This window comes from Gordonia amicalis NBRC 100051 = JCM 11271, from assembly GCF_000332995.1.
Lineage (GTDB): Bacteria > Actinomycetota > Actinomycetes > Mycobacteriales > Mycobacteriaceae > Gordonia > Gordonia amicalis.
In genome coordinates this window covers 136758-152686 of record NZ_BANS01000013.1, presented here as the reverse complement: position 1 = coordinate 152686, position 15929 = coordinate 136758, and the positions used below count along the sequence as shown (strand labels likewise).

The window sequence follows — 15929 nt, the reverse complement described above, 5'->3', positions numbered from 1 at the left end:
ACTCAGCGCGAATCGTCTCCACCCTGACCAGCCGGGGCGTCCTCCCCGTTCGTGCGGTCCTCGCGTGGGTTGTCGAAAGTCACGTCGATCGCCTGAAACCCCTTGTTCCGCTGCGCCCTGACCTGCGCCGAGTAGGCGGCTTCGTCGCCTTCGGTGAGGATGACGTTGTCGGTGAACGGTGTCAGCAGCGATCGCGGATACAGGTGATCCACGCGTACGGAATTCGCTTCGAGGCAGAACACCAGCACGATCGAGGTCACATAGAGAAACGCGAGCAGCCCGAGAACGATGGCGAAGACGCCGTTGGTGGAGCTCGCGTTGGCGATGACGCGTGCGACGTACACCGCGCCGAAGGTCTGGATCGCCTGCCAGCACGCCGCGGCCGCCAGCGCACCGGGTAGGACGTCGCGCACCGACAGAGCTCGAGCGGTACCGAACCGGAACGCCACGATGAAGACGGACGTGCTCAGCACGACGGAGCCGAGAATCGCGAACCAGCGTCCGACGACGCCCAGCTCGATACCGGCGGCGAGGCCGTTGACCACGGTCAGCCCGATGACGGCGAGGCCGACCGTCGACAGCAGCACCATGCCGCGCAGACGCACGAAGATCGGGTCCGGTCGTTCGTTGCGCGGCACTGCCCAGATCGTGTTCATCGCATTCTGGGCCGCGACGGCGACACCCAGACCGCCGTACAGCGAGACGAGCACACCGATCACGAGGGCCGGGATCCCGCCGCTGAGTTTCTCGGGCTCTCCGAGCTGGCTCCCGATGACCGGGATCTGACTCATCGCCGAGTCCAGGATCCGCTCCTGCAGTTCCGGATTGTCGGCGAGCACGATGCCCAGGATCGTCGAGAACAACAACAGCAGCGGGAACAGGGAGATGAACGCGTAGTAGGTGCAGAGTGCGGCCAGGTACGCGCCCTGATCGTCGACGAACTTGTAGATCACCGCCAGTGGGAATCCGGTCGCCGGATGACGTCGCTGGAAGTCGTCGATCCGTTCCGACAGCGACACCCGATCACCTTCTGCTCGTCGTCCGCCCGGTCGTGCCGGCACCGCCCGATCGGCGGGTCTGCTGACTGTATCCCGCGAGTCACCCGATCCCCGGTAGCCCGGTCCGTCGGTCAGCGAATCCGATCTGCCCCTCAGTGAAACGGATCCGCGGACGGCACACCGAGTGCGCGAAACGGACCTCCGAGTCGCCAGTAGGCGAGTCCGACGATCCCGTGGGGAAAGAAGCGGCAGGTGGTGGTCACCTCGGTACGTGGGGAATCGCCACCGAGGTCGCGCAACGCGTACTCGATGAACCCGTTCCCGCGCGAGTCCTCGCTCACCCGAACGCGCAGGAACTCGGGACGGTTCTCGCCGACAACCTGCCCGCGCCGCTCGAGGGAATCCCAGATCTCGTCGGCGGATCCGTTTTCGACGGTCGTCGTACTCGTCTCGAACACCTCTTCTCCGGCCCAGTCGGGGTCGGTCGGGATCGGTTCGGATGCAGGCACATCCGCGGCGGCCTTTGCCCACGTCGCCGGTGCGGCGCCACGTTCGGCCCGGTTCAGTGTCTCGGCGACTGCGCGGCTGTACGGCGTCAACCCGCCCGGTGGGCGAGGGATGATCGAGTCGATGTCGCGGTTTCGGCAGACGGCGTCGCATTCCAGCGACTCGATCAGCGGCCGGGCGATCTTCCCCCGGATAGGTGTCACGAAGCGGACCCAACGACTCGCCACCGACGGTGTGAGGAACGGAAGGACGACCATCGTCCGGGGGCGGAGTCCGGCGACCTGTGCGTAGATCCGCATCATGTCGCCGTACTCCAGAACATCCGGTCCGCCGATGTCCCAGGTTCGAGACGACGGGACCTCCGCGGTCGCGGCCTCGACGAGGTAGTGCATCGCGTCGGAGACCGCGATGGGCTGGATCTTGTTGCTGACCCACCGCGGTGTCGTCATCGCCGGCAGCCGTTCGGTGAGGTGGCGGATGAGTTCGAACGACGCCGATCCGGACCCGATGAGGGTTCCGGCCTGCAGCGCGACGGTTTCGACCGGCGACTCGATGAGGATGTCGCCGACCTCGGCCCGCGATGCCAGGTGTTCGGACAGTTCGGTTCCCTCGGGGTGCAACCCGCCCAGATAGACGATCCGGGACACGCCGCACTCCTGTGCCGCTGCCACCACGTTCTCGGCAGAGCGTCGCTCTTCGGTTGCGAAGTCTGCGTCGGTGCTCATCGAATGAACCAGGTGATAGACGACGTCGACGCCGGCGAAGGCCGCCACCAGTGAGTCACGGTCCGACAGGTCACCCTGGACGACCTCTGCACGTGGGTCGGCCGTCCACGGCGCGTCGGCCAGCTTCGACGGTGTCCGGGCCAGCGCACGGACACGGTGACCGCGGTCGAGCAACCGGGGTGCCAGCCGGCCCCCGACGTAGCCGGTCGCTCCGGTGACCAGACAGGTTCGCGTGTCGTTCACATGACTCCTCTGTGTGTCTTCGGGCGTTACCCCTCACGCTAGGAGTGGAAACGTCGACGCCGGGCCCGTCGCCGAGTGTTGGTCCCGGATCGTTCCCTCGGGCGACAGGTCGGTAACGCCGGACGGCGTCGCGTCGCGTGGCGTCGTCAGTCGTCCTGCGCAAGGGGCGAATTGACGAACCAGATGCTCTCTTCGTGCAGGCGTTCGCTCCGCCAGCCCGTTTCGGTGCGCACCATCGAGTGGTGATAGTTCCCGCCGCACGTGCTGAGTTCGGCCATCCCCACGAACTGCATGGGGTTGTAGAACATCGCGCGGACCTGGGCGCGGTCGCCCTCGAAGGAGTATTCGATGTTGGTGATGAAGTGTTGGCTGACCGTGACGAATGCGAAGCTCTCCTCCAGCCACGCGGCGATCTCGTCGCGGCTTCCCGATCGACCGGCGGGCGCCGAGGAATAGTCGACCGTGGCGTCGGCAGTGAACACGGAGCGCCACAGATCCCAGTCCTTGGTGTCGACCGCACGGGCATATCTGTAGAGCGTGTCGGCGATCTCGAACCGGTCGGCGATCTCTGAGGTGTTCACGGCTCTCCATTCTGTGCGCACCGCCACGGGGCGATGCCGGGTCGTGGTCAGTGGTTCGGACGGAAGACGATCCGCGGTGGGGCAGAGGCACTTCGGTCGTCGACCCGGCCAATCTGCCACCAGGTCAGACATCTCGAACCAATCGACGGGCGACGGCCATTCCTCCACGTCATGGCCGCACCCTGCCGACTATAGACACCTCCAGACTCCTGTCCGGGAGTTCGGCGCAACCTTCCAGGGACAGGCTTCATGGATTTCATCGCGAGGACCCGAGTTACACAGTGCTGGAGGACGTTTCGCAGTAGATACGGCCGCTTCGCTCGGTCGTCACCGTTCGGCCGGCGATGGAAGATCAGGATTGCAGCAGTTCCCGCACCATCCGTAGGTCGGCGACGAACTCGTCGAAGGCCCGGTCACGTTTGTCCGACGGTCCACGCAGGAGCGACGACGGGTGGACGGTCGCCAGCACGTCCACGGCGTAGTCGGGTCCGACATCACCGTCGGCGGCCAGATCGAATCGTTCGCCCCGGTGCCGGGTCAGCCGGAACGTGCTCCCGAGCAACGCCTGGGCCGCGGTCGCACCGAGGCACACCACGATTCGGGGTGCGACGGCGTCGAGTTCGGCCAGCAACCACGGTCGGCACGCCACCACTTCGGTTCGCGACGGCTTGTCGTGGATCCGACGTTTCTGGCCGGCCGCGCGGGTGAACTTGAAATGTTTCACCGCGTTGGTGACGTAGGTGAGTTCGCGATCGATCTCGGCGGCGTCGAGGGCACGATCGAACACCCGCCCCGCCGGACCGACGAACGGTTTACCCGCCCGATCCTCCTGATCCCCGGGTTGTTCGCCGACGAACATGATCGTCGAACCCGGCGATCCGGCTCCGAAGACGGTCTGATCAGCCGCCTTGTAGAGGTCGCAGCCGCGGCACGTACGGGCGGCCTCGACCAGGTCGCCGAGATCGTGCGAGTCCGGCAGGAACCGTTCTGCCCCAGGGAATGCCATGACGTTCCTTCCGGCGGCTGTGCGACCGGAAGTGGACATACCCGGAGGCGTAGGACCTCACACCTCGGTCATCGCGCCGGCAGGGCGGCCGCCTTGCCATTCAGCCAGGACAGGGCCGCGAGCTCCGAGGTCAATCCGATCCCGTGTCCGAGGAACGTCCCCGGCAGCACCAGCGGGAGATACATCGTCTCGACGGTGACATCCGCTCCCTGTGCACGCCAGGACCGCACCATCCGATCCGTGCCGCGCGGATCGACCACGTCGTCGCCACGGTTCTGACTCACCAGGATCGGCATCCGCGGCGCGACACGGCCCAGACGTTGGTCGTTCACCGCCGTCCGCCACGGCTCGTTGCGCAGATGGGTGGCGATGGGGCGGCCGTCCCGGGTGTAGAAGGTCGTGGGCACAAACGGATTCATCCGGAGCACATCGAAGACACAGTACGAGTTGACCTGTCGCAGAACGTTCCGGCCGAGGGGGTTGAACACGGAGAGGAACTCCGCACGTCGTTCGGGGTAGGCGGCGATGAAGCCGTTGACCACCCAGCCGACGCCACCTCCGAGGAGGCTCCCGTCCCCGAGTCGGGCCAGATCTGCCAGGTCCGGTGCCGGGGCACCGGCGAAGGCGCCGAAGATCGGGAGTTCGGGAGCGTACGACCCGGCGAGTTCGGCGGCGGAACCGGCCGCGAAGCCTCCCTCTGAGTAGCCCCACAACGCGACCGGGGCCCGGGCGCTCACCCCGAACTTCGGGTTGCGTGCCACCCGCGCCATGTCCAGCATCGACGTCCCCAGCGACCTGCGGTTGAGGTAGGGGTGATCACCGGGCGTGCCGAGTCCCTCATAGTCGGTCAGCGCCACCGCATAACCGTTCGCGAGGAGCGCCCCTATCGCGAGCTCCTCGTACGCCTGCCCGTACCGCAACAGTCGCGAGGGCGCACATTGGTCGCCGGCACCGATGGTCCCGGACCCGACCACCACGACCGGACGTTCGCCGCGTCCGGCCCAGGGTGATCGGGGGACGAGGACACTGCCGGTCACGGCAGTCGGACGGTTCCGCGCGCCGGTACTCGCGTACATCACCGTGGTGGTCCGGGCGTCGATGTTCGCGCCGGTGAACGGGATGATCGCCGCGTACGACGGCGCCGACCGGATCAGCGATCCGGGGCGGGTGTCGAAGGTCGACGGTGGGTCGTAGAAGCCGGCGTACGGGTCGGCGGTCGCCGGACCGATGCCGGTGAGCGACGCCCCCGACGCCACTGCGCAGGCCGCGAGCAGGGCCCACAGACGCCGACGACGTGGAGATGAACCGCGAAAGTGTTCGCGAACGGACCTGCTGCTTCGACGACCCCCGATGGACATGTATCAATTAGTTCGATGTTGGCGCCCGATGTCCGGGGTTTGAGAAAATCCGTGCGCCGGCGTCGGGAAACCGGGAGTTGGTCAGCGACCTCGCGAACGCCCGCGCCGGAGGACGGCGCGTGTCACCACTCCGGTTGCCGCCATCGCGGCGACCCACGGTCCCCCGACGAGGATCGGATCGAGCCAGGCATGGTTGTCGTCCACGCGCTTTCGCCCGGCCCGCGACGACAATCCGCGGTGGCTGAGCTCGGCCCCGATGCCGGTCTCGGTGATCGGATTGTCGGGTCGGCCGGTGGCGAAGGACCGGAGGTGCGCCTCGACCGCCGCGACGCGATCGGCCCCGATCAGGATCAGCCAGTGTGCCGCCCGACCCTCGCTGAATCGGTACGCGGACCGGCGGATGACTCCGGACAGACCGCTGGGCGGCGTCGACGTACCGAAAACCGGTGTCAGGAAGGCATGTTCATTGGACCGTTCTCTCGACCCACCGTCGGGCTGGTCCTCCGGTACGTCCCAGTGGACACCGGGCGCGGGCCCGACCGGCAGTTCCTTCGGGACCGCGGGCCGCGTGGCCGGGTCGGCGTCGACGCCCCAACCGGGTATGCGGTCCACAAGGTCGGAGGTGTCCGGGTCATTGGGGCGGTCTGGGGGGTAGGCAGGCATATGGTCGTCTCCTCAGCCGGCGTCGGTGACGATGATGGGCTTGATGCATCCGTCCAGCTTCGACGAGAAGATGTGATACCCGTCGGCGATGTGCTCGAGCGGAATACGGTGCGTCACTATGTCATTCGGCTTGAAGTAGCCGTTCCGGATGTGTTCGAACAGTCGCGGCCACTGTCGCTTGACCGGGCACTGGTTCATGTTGAGCGTCAGCCCCTTGTTCATGGCGTCGCCGAACTTGACGGCGCTGAAGATCGGTCCGTAGGCGCCCATCACCGAGACCGTGCCACCCTTGCGCACTGAGTCGATGGCCCAGTTCAAGGCGACCGGTGATCCTCCCTGGAGTTTGAGCTTGGTGGCCGTGACGTGTTGGAGGAAGTGTCCGTCGGCCTCGGCGCCGACCGCATCGATCACGCGGTCGGCACCGATGTTGTCGGTGATGTTCTTCAAGTGGACGATGATGTCGTCGTAGTCGGCGAAGTTGTAGGTCTCCGCATGCGCGAACGTCTCGGCTTTGTCCAGTCGGTACTGCAGGTGATCGATGACGATGACCCGACCGGCGCCCATGAACCAGGACGAGCGTGCCGCGTACAGCCCGACCGGGCCGGCGCCGAACACGATGACCGTCTCGCCCTGACGGATATCGGCGAGTTGCGCACCGAAATAGCCTGTGGCCAGGGCATCGGTGAGCAGTAGTGCGTCCTCGGGGTCCATCCAGTCCGGGATCACACTGGGGCCGACGTCGGCGAAGGGAACCCGCACGAATTCGGCCTGCCCGCCGTCGTATCCCCCACAGGTGTGCGAATACCCGTAGATACCACCGACCGCGGTCGTGTTGGGATTCACGTTGTGGCAGTTGGAGTACAGGCCCCGCGCACAGAAGTAGCAGGTGCCGCAGTAGACGTTGAACGGCACCATCACGCGGTCGCCGACCTTCAGGTTCTGCACCGATCCGCCGACCGACTCGACCACGCCGATGAACTCGTGCCCGAAGGTCATGCCGGGCCGCGTGTCGGGCATCATGCCGTGGTAGAGGTGCAGATCGGAACCGCAGATCGCCGCGTGCGTGACCCGGACGATCGCATCGTTGGGATGTTCGATGCGAGGCAGGGGTCGCTGTTCCACGCGGACCTTGCACGGCCCGCGATAGACCATTGCACGCATCGTGTCGGTACTGGTCGACGCTGTCATGCGGCGTCGGATACCCCATCGCTTTTCGGGCAAACGTCACGGTCGAGACCGTCGGCACCGACTCCCGTCTCCTCGGATCGAGCCGGGGGTGTACAAAAGGACCCGGTTCATCCAGAACCACGAAAGGATCGAGCATGTCAGTGGTGTCGTATGTGATCGCCGGTTCCGAGGCGACCGGTGGCGCGGGAATCCAGGCCGACCTCCGGACCTTCGCCCAGCTCGGCACCTACGGCGTCGGGACCATCACCTGCATTGTGTCCTTCGATCCCAAGGCCGGCTGGGGTCATCGTTTCGTCCCGATCGAGGCCGGCGTGATCGCCGACCAGATCGAGGCCGCCACCGTCGCGCACGAGCCCGAGGTCGTCAAGATCGGCATGCTGGGCACGCCCGCGACCATCTCGACGGTTGCCGAGGCACTGGCGTCGAGGTCGTGGCGACACGTGGTCGTCGACCCGGTTCTCATCTGCAAGGGTCAGGAACCCGGTGCCGCACTCGACACGGACAATGCGCTGCGCGCGGAGATCCTCCCGCTGGCCACCGTCGTGACACCCAACATGTTCGAGGCCGCAACCCTCGCCGGTATGGACGAGCTCACCAGCGTCGACGAGCTCGCCGAGGCGGCCCGTCGTATCGCCGATCTCGGACCGAAATACGTGATCGTCAAGGGCGGCGTCGGGCTCACCGGCGACGAGGCCGTGGACGTCGTCTTCGACGGCACCGACATCACCATCCTGCGCGCACCCAAGGTGGGCGACGAGCGGGTCTCCGGTGCGGGATGTGTGTTCGCCGCAGCGACGACCGCCGAGCTGACCAAGGGGGCCGATGTCCTCGACGCGGTGCGCGCGGCCAAGGAGTACACCCACCGTGGGATCGTCGGCCGCCTCGGCTCGACCGCACCGTTCGACGCCGTCTGGCACGGACAGCTGTAACCGGCTCCGCCGGCGCCGCCCGGTTGACGTGTCGGGACCCGGCGTCCCGGGTATGCGACGACAAGCCCTCGGCACCCGAGCCGATGATGGCAGAGTCGAACGCAGAGGAGAACCATGGCGAAGACAGTCGCCGACGTCGTCCTGAAACGCCTACGCGAATGGGGAGTTCGGCAGGTCTTCGGCTACTCGGGAGACGGAATCAACGGGTTGCTCTCCGCCTGGGTGCGCGCTGACAACGACCCGCAGTTCGTGCAATCGCGGCACGAGGAGATGAGCGCCTTCCAGGCGGTCGGGTACGCGAAGTTCTCCGGCGAGGTCGGCGTGTGCGCGGCCACGAGCGGTCCGGGCGGGATCCATCTGCTCAACGGTCTCTACGACGCGAAGCTCGATCATGTTCCCGTGGTCGCGCTGGTCGGTCAGACCGAACGCTCCGCGATCGGCGGCGCGTATCAGCAGGAGATCGACATGCACGCGTTGTTCAAGGATGTGTGTAGTGACTTCGTGCAGATGTGCACGGTGCCCGAACAGTTGCCGAATCTCCTCGACCGAGCGATTCGGGTCGCGCTCGCCGAACGGGCGCCGACGGCCATCATCTTTCCGTCGGATGTCCTCGACCTCGACTACGATCCGCCGCAGCAGGCGTTCAAGCAGGTGCCGTCGAGTTTCGGTGTCGAGCCGGCGACGTCGGTACCCGACGATGAGGCGCTCTCCCGCGCCGCGGACATCCTCAATGCCGGTGAGCGTGTCGCCATGCTCGTCGGGCAAGGTGCCCGCGACTGTGTTCCCGAATTGACCGAGGTCGCCGACCTCCTCGGCGCCGGCTGCGCGAAAGCCCTTCTGGGACGGGATGTCCTCCCCGACACCTTGCCCTGGGTGACCGGTTCGATCGGCCTGATCGGGACCACCGCCAGTCACCGCATGATGACCGACTGCGACACACTCCTCACCGTGGGATCCAATTTCCCGTACTCGCAGTTCCTTCCACCGTTCGGTCAGGCCAGGGGAGTGCAGATCGATCGCTCACCGAAGCTGATCGGCATGCGATACCCGAACGAGCTCAACGTCGTCGGCGATGCCCGCGCCACCCTGCGTGCGCTGATCCCGTTGCTGGAGAAGAAGGCTGATCGTTCGTGGCGGGAGAAGGTCGAGAACGACGTGACGCGGTGGTGGTCGACCGCGGAGCATCAGGCGATGACCGCCGCGGATCCGGTGAACCCCATGCGGATCTTTCACGAATTCTCACTGCGAGCACCGGCCGACTCGATCGTGACCGCCGACTCGGGCAGTGCAGCCGACTGGTACGCGCGGCACATCGTCTTCCGAGAGGGCATGCGCGGATCGCTCTCGGGGACGCTCGCCACGATGGGTCCGGCGGTTCCCTATGCCATCGGCGCCAAATGGGCGCACTCCGACCGGCCGACCATCGCCTTCGAGGGCGACGGCGCGATGCAGATGAACGGTCTGGCCGAGATGATCACGGTTGCCCACTACTGGGAGCGGTGGGAGAACCCGACATTCATCGTGGCCGTGCTGCACAACAACGATCTCAACCAGGTGACGTGGGAACAGCGGGCGATGTCCGGGTCGCCGAAGTTCCCACCCTCGCAGACTCTTCCGGACGTCGACTATGCCGCGTTTGCGCGCGGTCTCGGTCTGACCGGGATCAACGTCGACGATCCCGATCGACTCGGTGAGGCTTGGGACGAAGCCCTCGCCGCCGGCCGTCCCGCTCTGCTCGACGTGCGGTGCGATCCCACCGTGCCTCCCATTCCGCCGCACTCCACCCGTGAGCAGGCCATGGCCTTGAGCGAAGCGCTCGTGAAGGGTGACGAGGACGCCTGGGAGGTGACGAAGAACGTCGCCAAGCACAGCCTTGAGCAGTTCCTGCCATGGAGAGGTTCCAAGGCGTGAAGCTTCGGCCGACCGGTTTGAACGCGAGCGGATCGGTCCTGCCGCGCGGCCGACTGAGGCATCCTGGAGACAGCACCACGCCGCACAGCCAGGAGTATCCGTGACCGCAGCAGACCACGTCGACGTCCTCATCATCGGAGCCGGGATCTCGGGGATCGGCGCCGCCCACTATCTGCGATCCGAGCAGCCGTCGAAGACGTTCACCATCGTCGAGGCCCGCGGGGCCGCCGGAGGCACCTGGGACCTCTTCCGTTATCCGGGCATTCGCTCGGACTCGGACCTGCACACCTTCGGCTACGAGTTCAAACCGTGGACGGACAAGCAGGCGATCGCCGACGCCCCGCGGATTCTCGACTACCTGCACGAGACGATCGAGGACAACCGCCTCGCCGGCCACATCCGGTACCACCACAAGGTCGTGTCCGCCGCCTGGTCCTCGGACGACGCACGCTGGCTGGTCGACATCGAACGGGCCGATACCGGTGAACGGACGCAGATCAGCGCGCGTTGGATCTTCTGCGGTTCCGGCTACTACGACTACGACGAAGGGTTCAGTCCCGACTTCGCCGGACAGGATCGGTTCCGCGGTCAGATCGTGCATCCGCAACACTGGCCGGAGGATCTCGACTACACAGGCAAGCGAGTCGTGGTGATCGGAAGCGGCGCGACCGCCGTGACGCTTCTCCCGGCGATGGCCGACGAGACCGCGCATGTGACGATGCTGCAGCGCACGCCCACCTATGTCATCCCGCTGCCGCGGGAGGACGCCCTCGCCAACGCTCTGAAGCGGATCTTCGGCGACAAGCGCGGATACGCACTGACCCGGCAGAAGAACGTCGCGCAGCAGCGAATCCTGTTCGAACTGTGCCAGCGGTTCCCGCGGGTCGCCCGGCGGATGATCCGGAAGATCAACGAGTCTCAGCTGCCGGACGACTTTCCGGTCGACGTGCACTTCAATCCGCCCTACGACCCGTGGGATCAGCGGCTGTGCGTGGTGCCCGATGCCGATCTATTCCGCACCATCCGGGCGGGCAAGGCCTCGATCGTCACCGATCGGATCGCATCCTTCACCGAGACCGGCATCCTCCTGGAGAGCGGCACCGAACTCGAGGCCGACATCATCGTCACCGCAACAGGTCTCAACATCAAGATCATCGGCGGTATCGAGCTCACCGTCGACGGAGAGCCCGTCTCACTGCCGGACACCGTCGTGTACCGCGGGATCATGTTGTCCGGTGTGCCGAACTTCGCGCTGGCGATCGGCTACACCAATGCGTCCTGGACACTGAAGATCGGGTTGCTCTGCCAGTACTTCTGTAAGCTGCTCGGCTACATGGACTCTCACGGCCACGACGCGGTGTGGGCGGTCGCCGACCCGGACATGCCCACTCGTCCGCTGCTCGACTTCGGCGCCGGCTACGTCCAGCGTGCTCTCGACACCCTGCCGAAACAGGGACCACGCGCACCGTGGGTGATGTCGATGAGCTATTACACCGACCGTCGTCTGTTCAAAGGCGGTGTCGCCGACGAGAACCTACGGTTTGCCCGGGCGCGGCAGCCCGAGGTGCTCGCGTAGCGTCGTGCCTTCGTAGCCCTCTCGGAACAGGCCACGGCGGCGCAGGATCGGTACCACGGTCTCGGCGAACACGTCGAACCCACCGGGCAGGAATGGCGGCATGACGTTGAAGCCGTCGGCCGCGCGGTTGTGGAACCAGTCCGCCATCGTGTCCGCGATCTGCTCGGGGGTACCGGCGACGACGCGGTGACCGCGGGCACCGGCGAGCTTGTGCAGCAACTGCCGAAGTGTCGGCTTCTCGCGACGGACGATGTCGGCGTACACCTGCGTTCGTGACTTCTTGTTGTTCGTGACGTCGCCCGCGTCGCCGAACGCCTCGATCGGTACGGGCGTGTCGAGGTCCAGATCGTCGAGGTCGACGTAGGCGAAGTCCTTGAGCTGCATGAGACCGAAAGCGGGAATCGTCAGTTCGTTGAACTCCCGCTCGAGTCGGCGAGCCTCCTCCTCGGTGCCGCCGATGAACGGGCTGAGTCCCGGCAGGATCTTGATGTGGTCGGGGTTTCGGCCGAGATCGAAGGCTCTGCTCTTGACGTCCCGGTAAAAGGCCTGCGCATCCTCGATGCGCTGCTGAGCAGTGAAGATCGCCTCGGCATGTCGCGCCGCGAACACGCGGCCATGGTCGGACGAACCCGCCTGTACCAGGACGGGGTGTCCTTGCGGCGGACGCGGCGTGGTGAGCGCGCCGGCGACTTTCAGATGGGGACCGGCGATGTTCGGATGATGGATGCGGCTCGTGTCCACGTACCGTCCGGCCGCTCGGTCGAGCACGACCGCGTCGTCGTCCCATGAGTCCCACAGCGCTTCGACCGCCTCGACGAAGGCTTCCGCGCGTTCGTACCGCAGCGCGGCGTCGGGATTCCCGTTCAACCCGAAATTCCTTGCGGCGTCGGGGGAGTCGGTGGTGACGATGTTCCACGCGGCACGGCCGCGAGACAGATGGTCGAGTGTCGAGAGGGCTCGGGCGAGCTGCCACGGGTAGGAGTAGGTGGTGGAGGCCGTCGCGATGAGTCCGATGCGTTCGGTCCCGCCGGCGACGGTCGCCAGCGTTATTGAGGTTCATCTGGCGACGATCGGCCATGGCTGACGTCGATCAGGCGACCGCGTCCGGTGAGACGCGTGAACACGTGACGCCAGAGGTATGAGCTGGTGGGGCTGCCGTGCAAGAAGATGATGGGATTCCCATCGCCGTGCTCGATGTGGTGGATGTGAGAGTCGAGCACCTCGGTATCGACGCTGTGGGCGTCGGGACCGAAGGCGTCGCGCGGGATGGCGTGGGAGGTCTGTGTCATCGGTATTCCTCTGGACGAAGTGGATGGATTTCCAATAGGCCAGAAACTCTACGCATTTCTCACATCCACGAAGGCTGCTGTGAGACAGCGGAACTCTGGACATGCGACCCATTCATCCACTGCAGAGAGGACCACGCTGCGTCCGTCCGGACGCCCAGACCGTATGCGAGCAGCGGTGATGCTCCCAGGGGAACGGTCACGGTCCGGCAAGCGACCGGCCGCTCCGGGCGATCGACCCGCCGTGCAAGTCAAAGAATCAGTCGGACTTCAACTCCGGAGCCGGGTTCCGCCGGCCGAGACGATGAGCGATGAGAGCCGCGCCGAAACCGTGGAACAGGACGCTCGCCAGGACCGTGACCGTCATCGCGTAGAGGGTCTGGTCGGCGACCAGACCGTCGAGTTCGTTGAATGCGAGCTGACCGAACACGATCGACGCGGTGCCACGCGGGCCGAGAACGCCGACCAGTAATCGATCGCGACGACCGAGGTCGGTCCGCAGGAGCGCCAGGTACACGGGAACGATCCGCAGGACCGTCAGGGCAGCGATCCCCAGAACGACCAGCTGCCAGACGAACCCGAGCTCGAAGACCAGGACGGCTGCGCAACCGAACACGAACCACATCGTGAGTGCGGCGAGGCCGCTGACGTCGTCGACCAGGCGCAGCTGCTCGTCACCGGGCCCGTCCTCGCGGGCTGCCTTGTAGGCGATACCGCAGATGAACGCCGCCACGAAGCCGTTGCCGCCGAGCTGCACCGAACATCCGTAGGCGAGTATCGGGATGAGGACGAGACTGATCCTGATCGACTGTTCCGTGGCGAGCCCGCGACGCGCCGATATGTTCGTCAGCCGAGCCGCGACGAATCCGATCACACTGCCCGCCAGCGCGGCCCACAGGGCCGAGGGCACTGCCTGTTCCAGTGCGTCGGCAGGCGAGGAGGCGTGTTTGTGGTCGCCGGCGAGCGTGAGCGCGAAGATGAAGACCGGCGCGATGATCCCGTCGTTGTAGCCGCTTTCGATGTTCAACAGGTGACGCACCCTGGAGGGGATTCGCTGGTCACGTACCAGCGATGAGACGGGCGTCAGGTCCATCGGGATAACGACACAGGCGATGGCCAGTGCCACACCCACCGACATGGTCGGAAGCAGTGCGAGGCCGAGTAGCGTGGCCGCCGCGATCGACAATGGCATCGCAATCAGCAACAGGCGGAACGACGTTCGGCGTTCGCCGGCGAAGTAGCCGCCCCGGACCTCGATCGCGTCGACGAACAACAGCAACGCCAGGATCAGCTCGACCGCCGGTTCGGCATCGTCGGTGTCGAGTGCGTAGCCGATCGGGTTGCTGGTGGTCAGTCCGATGACCATGCCGGTGATCACCATCAGCAACGCACCCGAGATCCTGACCCGGGACAACCCGCCCGCCACAAACGACCACCCGACGATCACCAGAATGGCGATCAATGCGGAGGTCATCGACACCGCTCTCGTACCAACACCGACGAATCGTATCCCGACCGCTGTCGGCCATCACGCTCGCTCAAGGTCGGTCAGTGGCAAGTGCACACCGAACCACACGATCGGAGGCGTGAAGCACGCAGGCCTTGAAATCCTCTGGAAACGCCCGGACGTGGATAGGCTGGCGCACATGGATTTCGAGGACGTCTTCACCGCCGTCGCCGTCGCCTTCGAGGGGCTCGGCGCGTTGGCGATGATCGTGGGGTTTGTGATCGCCATCGTCCTCGGCGCACGATCGCTCTCCCGCAAGGAGGGCGGCGGCGAGGCCTTCTCGGTGCTACGAACCACACTGGGGTCCGCGATCCTCCTCGGTCTCGAGATCCTGGTCGCCGCGGATCTCATCCGGACGATCACCTCGAAGCCGTCCATCGAGGACGCCGTCATCCTCGGCATCATCGTGGTCATCCGGACGGTGTTGTCGATGTCCATCCAGATCGAGATCGAGGGCACGCTGCCGTGGCGGCGTGCGGTGCTCACCAATGGGGGGCAACTCATGCGCGAGGCAATGGCGCGCGATGCCGCCGCGGCCAGGTCTGCCCATTCGCCGGTCGAGGAGTAGCCGACCGATGGAGTGCGGTTGCCTATGCAAACCGTCATAGCGTAGCGTTCGCCGGGTATACCGACCGTCATAATTGCGTGAGGGAGCTTGCTCGTGCCCACACTCGCCGAACTCGTTTCCCGTTTCGATCCGACATGCGACTTCGTCGTGCCCGCCGAATGGACGCAGGGTCGTACCGCCTACGGAGGCTTGACGGCCGCACTGTCCGTGCACGCAGCGCAGCTGACCGAGGGGGGCCCGCTCCCGCCGCTCAAGTCTGCCCAGTTCCTGCTCAGCGCGCCGGTCGTCGACACCGCGACGATCACCGCCCGCCGTCTTCGCGAGGGCCGCTCGGCCACGAGTGTCGCGGTGGAGACCGTCAGCGGGGGACAGGTCGCCGCCCACGCGTCGCTGATCTTCGCCGCCCCGCGGCCCAGCGCGATCGCCCACGATTTCGTCGTGACACCCGAGGTTCCGGGCCCGGACGACTGTCAGGCATTCTCGGAGGCGTCCTCGCTCCGGCCCGCGTTCGTGGACAACTTCGACATCCGCAAGGCGGGCGGCGCCGGCCCCATGTCCAACGACGGGCCGCCGCGATTCCTCGCCTGGGTCCGCCACCGTGGCGCCGAGGGGGTCGACCCGGCGACCGCGCTCGTCGCCCTGGCCGACGCGCTGCCGCCCGCGACAACCGCGGTGTTCACCGACTGGGCACCCATCAGCACCATGAGCTGGACATTGCACATCTGCACGGACGAGGTGCCCAAGCCAACGGAGTGGTTGTTGCTCGAATCGTCGAGCACGTTCACCCGCGACGGCTACTCGCACCAGTCGATGACGCTCTGGGACAGCGCATCCCGGCCGATCATCCAGGCCTCACAGACGGTCGCGGTGTTCGCCTGACCCG

Annotated in this window: 13 protein-coding genes and 1 pseudogene; 5 read left to right on the top strand and 9 right to left on the bottom strand. The window is 66.1% G+C overall.

Features of this window, described 5'->3' with window-relative positions; all coding sequences use genetic code 11:
* Positions 1-2: 2 nt before the first annotated feature.
* From GOAMI_RS06490 to GOAMI_RS06460, 7 genes are all read right to left on the bottom strand, one after another.
* Complete coding sequence (locus GOAMI_RS06490; RefSeq protein WP_006435623.1) at positions 3-1019, bottom strand: YihY/virulence factor BrkB family protein; 1017 nt, start codon at positions 1017-1019, stop codon at positions 3-5.
* 131 nt (positions 1020-1150) lie between these two features.
* On the bottom strand, positions 1151-2473 hold the full coding sequence (locus GOAMI_RS06485) for an NAD(P)H-binding protein (protein WP_006435622.1): 1323 nt from the start codon (positions 2471-2473) through the stop codon (positions 1151-1153).
* A 146-nt stretch (positions 2474-2619) separates the two neighbouring features.
* Positions 2620-3054, bottom strand: a complete 435-nt coding sequence (locus GOAMI_RS06480) for a nuclear transport factor 2 family protein (protein ID WP_006435621.1) — start codon at positions 3052-3054, stop codon at positions 2620-2622.
* A gap of 352 nt (positions 3055-3406) precedes the next feature.
* Positions 3407-4060, bottom strand: a complete 654-nt coding sequence (locus GOAMI_RS06475; protein ID WP_006435620.1) for a UdgX family uracil-DNA binding protein — start codon at positions 4058-4060, stop codon at positions 3407-3409.
* Positions 4061-4128: 68 nt separating this feature from the next.
* Complete coding sequence (locus tag GOAMI_RS06470; protein WP_006435619.1) at positions 4129-5316, bottom strand: lipase family protein; 1188 nt, start codon at positions 5314-5316, stop codon at positions 4129-4131.
* A 183-nt stretch (positions 5317-5499) separates the two neighbouring features.
* A complete protein-coding gene (locus GOAMI_RS06465; RefSeq protein WP_006435618.1) occupies positions 5500-6081 on the bottom strand; it encodes a hypothetical protein in 582 nt (193 codons plus the stop codon).
* A 12-nt stretch (positions 6082-6093) separates the two neighbouring features.
* Positions 6094-7242, bottom strand: coding sequence for a zinc-dependent alcohol dehydrogenase (locus GOAMI_RS06460; RefSeq protein ID WP_006435617.1), 1149 nt, complete (start codon positions 7240-7242; stop codon positions 6094-6096).
* Positions 7243-7403: 161 nt separating this feature from the next.
* Between GOAMI_RS06460 and GOAMI_RS06455 the strand changes: the two genes are divergently transcribed.
* From GOAMI_RS06455 to GOAMI_RS06445, 3 genes are all read left to right on the top strand, one after another.
* On the top strand, positions 7404-8198 hold the full coding sequence (locus GOAMI_RS06455; protein ID WP_006435616.1) for a hydroxymethylpyrimidine/phosphomethylpyrimidine kinase: 795 nt from the start codon (positions 7404-7406) through the stop codon (positions 8196-8198).
* A 114-nt stretch (positions 8199-8312) separates the two neighbouring features.
* Entirely contained in the window at positions 8313-10109 is a 1797-nt protein-coding gene (locus GOAMI_RS06450; RefSeq protein ID WP_006435615.1) for a thiamine pyrophosphate-requiring protein, read from the top strand.
* Between the two features lie 100 nt (positions 10110-10209).
* A complete protein-coding gene (locus GOAMI_RS06445; RefSeq protein WP_006435614.1) occupies positions 10210-11685 on the top strand; it encodes a flavin-containing monooxygenase in 1476 nt (491 codons plus the stop codon).
* On the opposite strand, the pseudogene GOAMI_RS06440 reads toward GOAMI_RS06445, so the two are convergent.
* A pseudogene (locus tag GOAMI_RS06440) lies at positions 11644-12773 on the bottom strand (NtaA/DmoA family FMN-dependent monooxygenase); the annotation flags it as partial. The gene GOAMI_RS06445 and the pseudogene GOAMI_RS06440 sit on opposite strands and share 42 nt — an antisense overlap.
* 457 nt (positions 12774-13230) lie before the next feature.
* The gene (locus tag GOAMI_RS06435) at positions 13231-14445 is read right to left on the bottom strand and encodes a cation:proton antiporter (RefSeq protein ID WP_040004626.1); all 1215 of its coding nucleotides are present in this window, start codon (positions 14443-14445) and stop codon (positions 13231-13233) included.
* 172 nt (positions 14446-14617) lie between these two features.
* Here GOAMI_RS06435 and GOAMI_RS06430 point away from each other — a divergent pair, with 172 nt between their 5' ends.
* Complete coding sequence (locus GOAMI_RS06430; protein WP_006435610.1) at positions 14618-15046, top strand: DUF1622 domain-containing protein; 429 nt, start codon at positions 14618-14620, stop codon at positions 15044-15046.
* Positions 15047-15139: 93 nt separating this feature from the next.
* Entirely contained in the window at positions 15140-15925 is a 786-nt protein-coding gene (locus GOAMI_RS06425) for a thioesterase family protein (protein ID WP_006435609.1), read from the top strand.
* Positions 15926-15929: the final 4 nt, after the last annotated feature.

Excerpts from the sequence above, each read along its gene's own strand:
- GOAMI_RS06475 (WP_006435620.1), bottom strand. The coding sequence starts at position 4,060 with ATGGCATTCCCTGGGGCAGAACGGTTCCTGCCGGACTCGCACGATCTC.
- GOAMI_RS06465 (WP_006435618.1), bottom strand. The coding sequence starts at position 6,081 with ATGCCTGCCTACCCCCCAGACCGCCCCAATGACCCGGACACCTCCGAC.
- GOAMI_RS06460 (WP_006435617.1), bottom strand. The coding sequence starts at position 7,242 with ATGCGTGCAATGGTCTATCGCGGGCCGTGCAAGGTCCGCGTGGAACAG.
- GOAMI_RS06455 (WP_006435616.1), top strand. The coding sequence starts at position 7,404 with ATGTCAGTGGTGTCGTATGTGATCGCCGGTTCCGAGGCGACCGGTGGC.
- GOAMI_RS06450 (WP_006435615.1), top strand. The coding sequence starts at position 8,313 with ATGGCGAAGACAGTCGCCGACGTCGTCCTGAAACGCCTACGCGAATGG.
- GOAMI_RS06435 (WP_040004626.1), bottom strand. The coding sequence starts at position 14,445 with ATGACCTCCGCATTGATCGCCATTCTGGTGATCGTCGGGTGGTCGTTT.
- GOAMI_RS06430 (WP_006435610.1), top strand. The coding sequence starts at position 14,618 with ATGGATTTCGAGGACGTCTTCACCGCCGTCGCCGTCGCCTTCGAGGGG.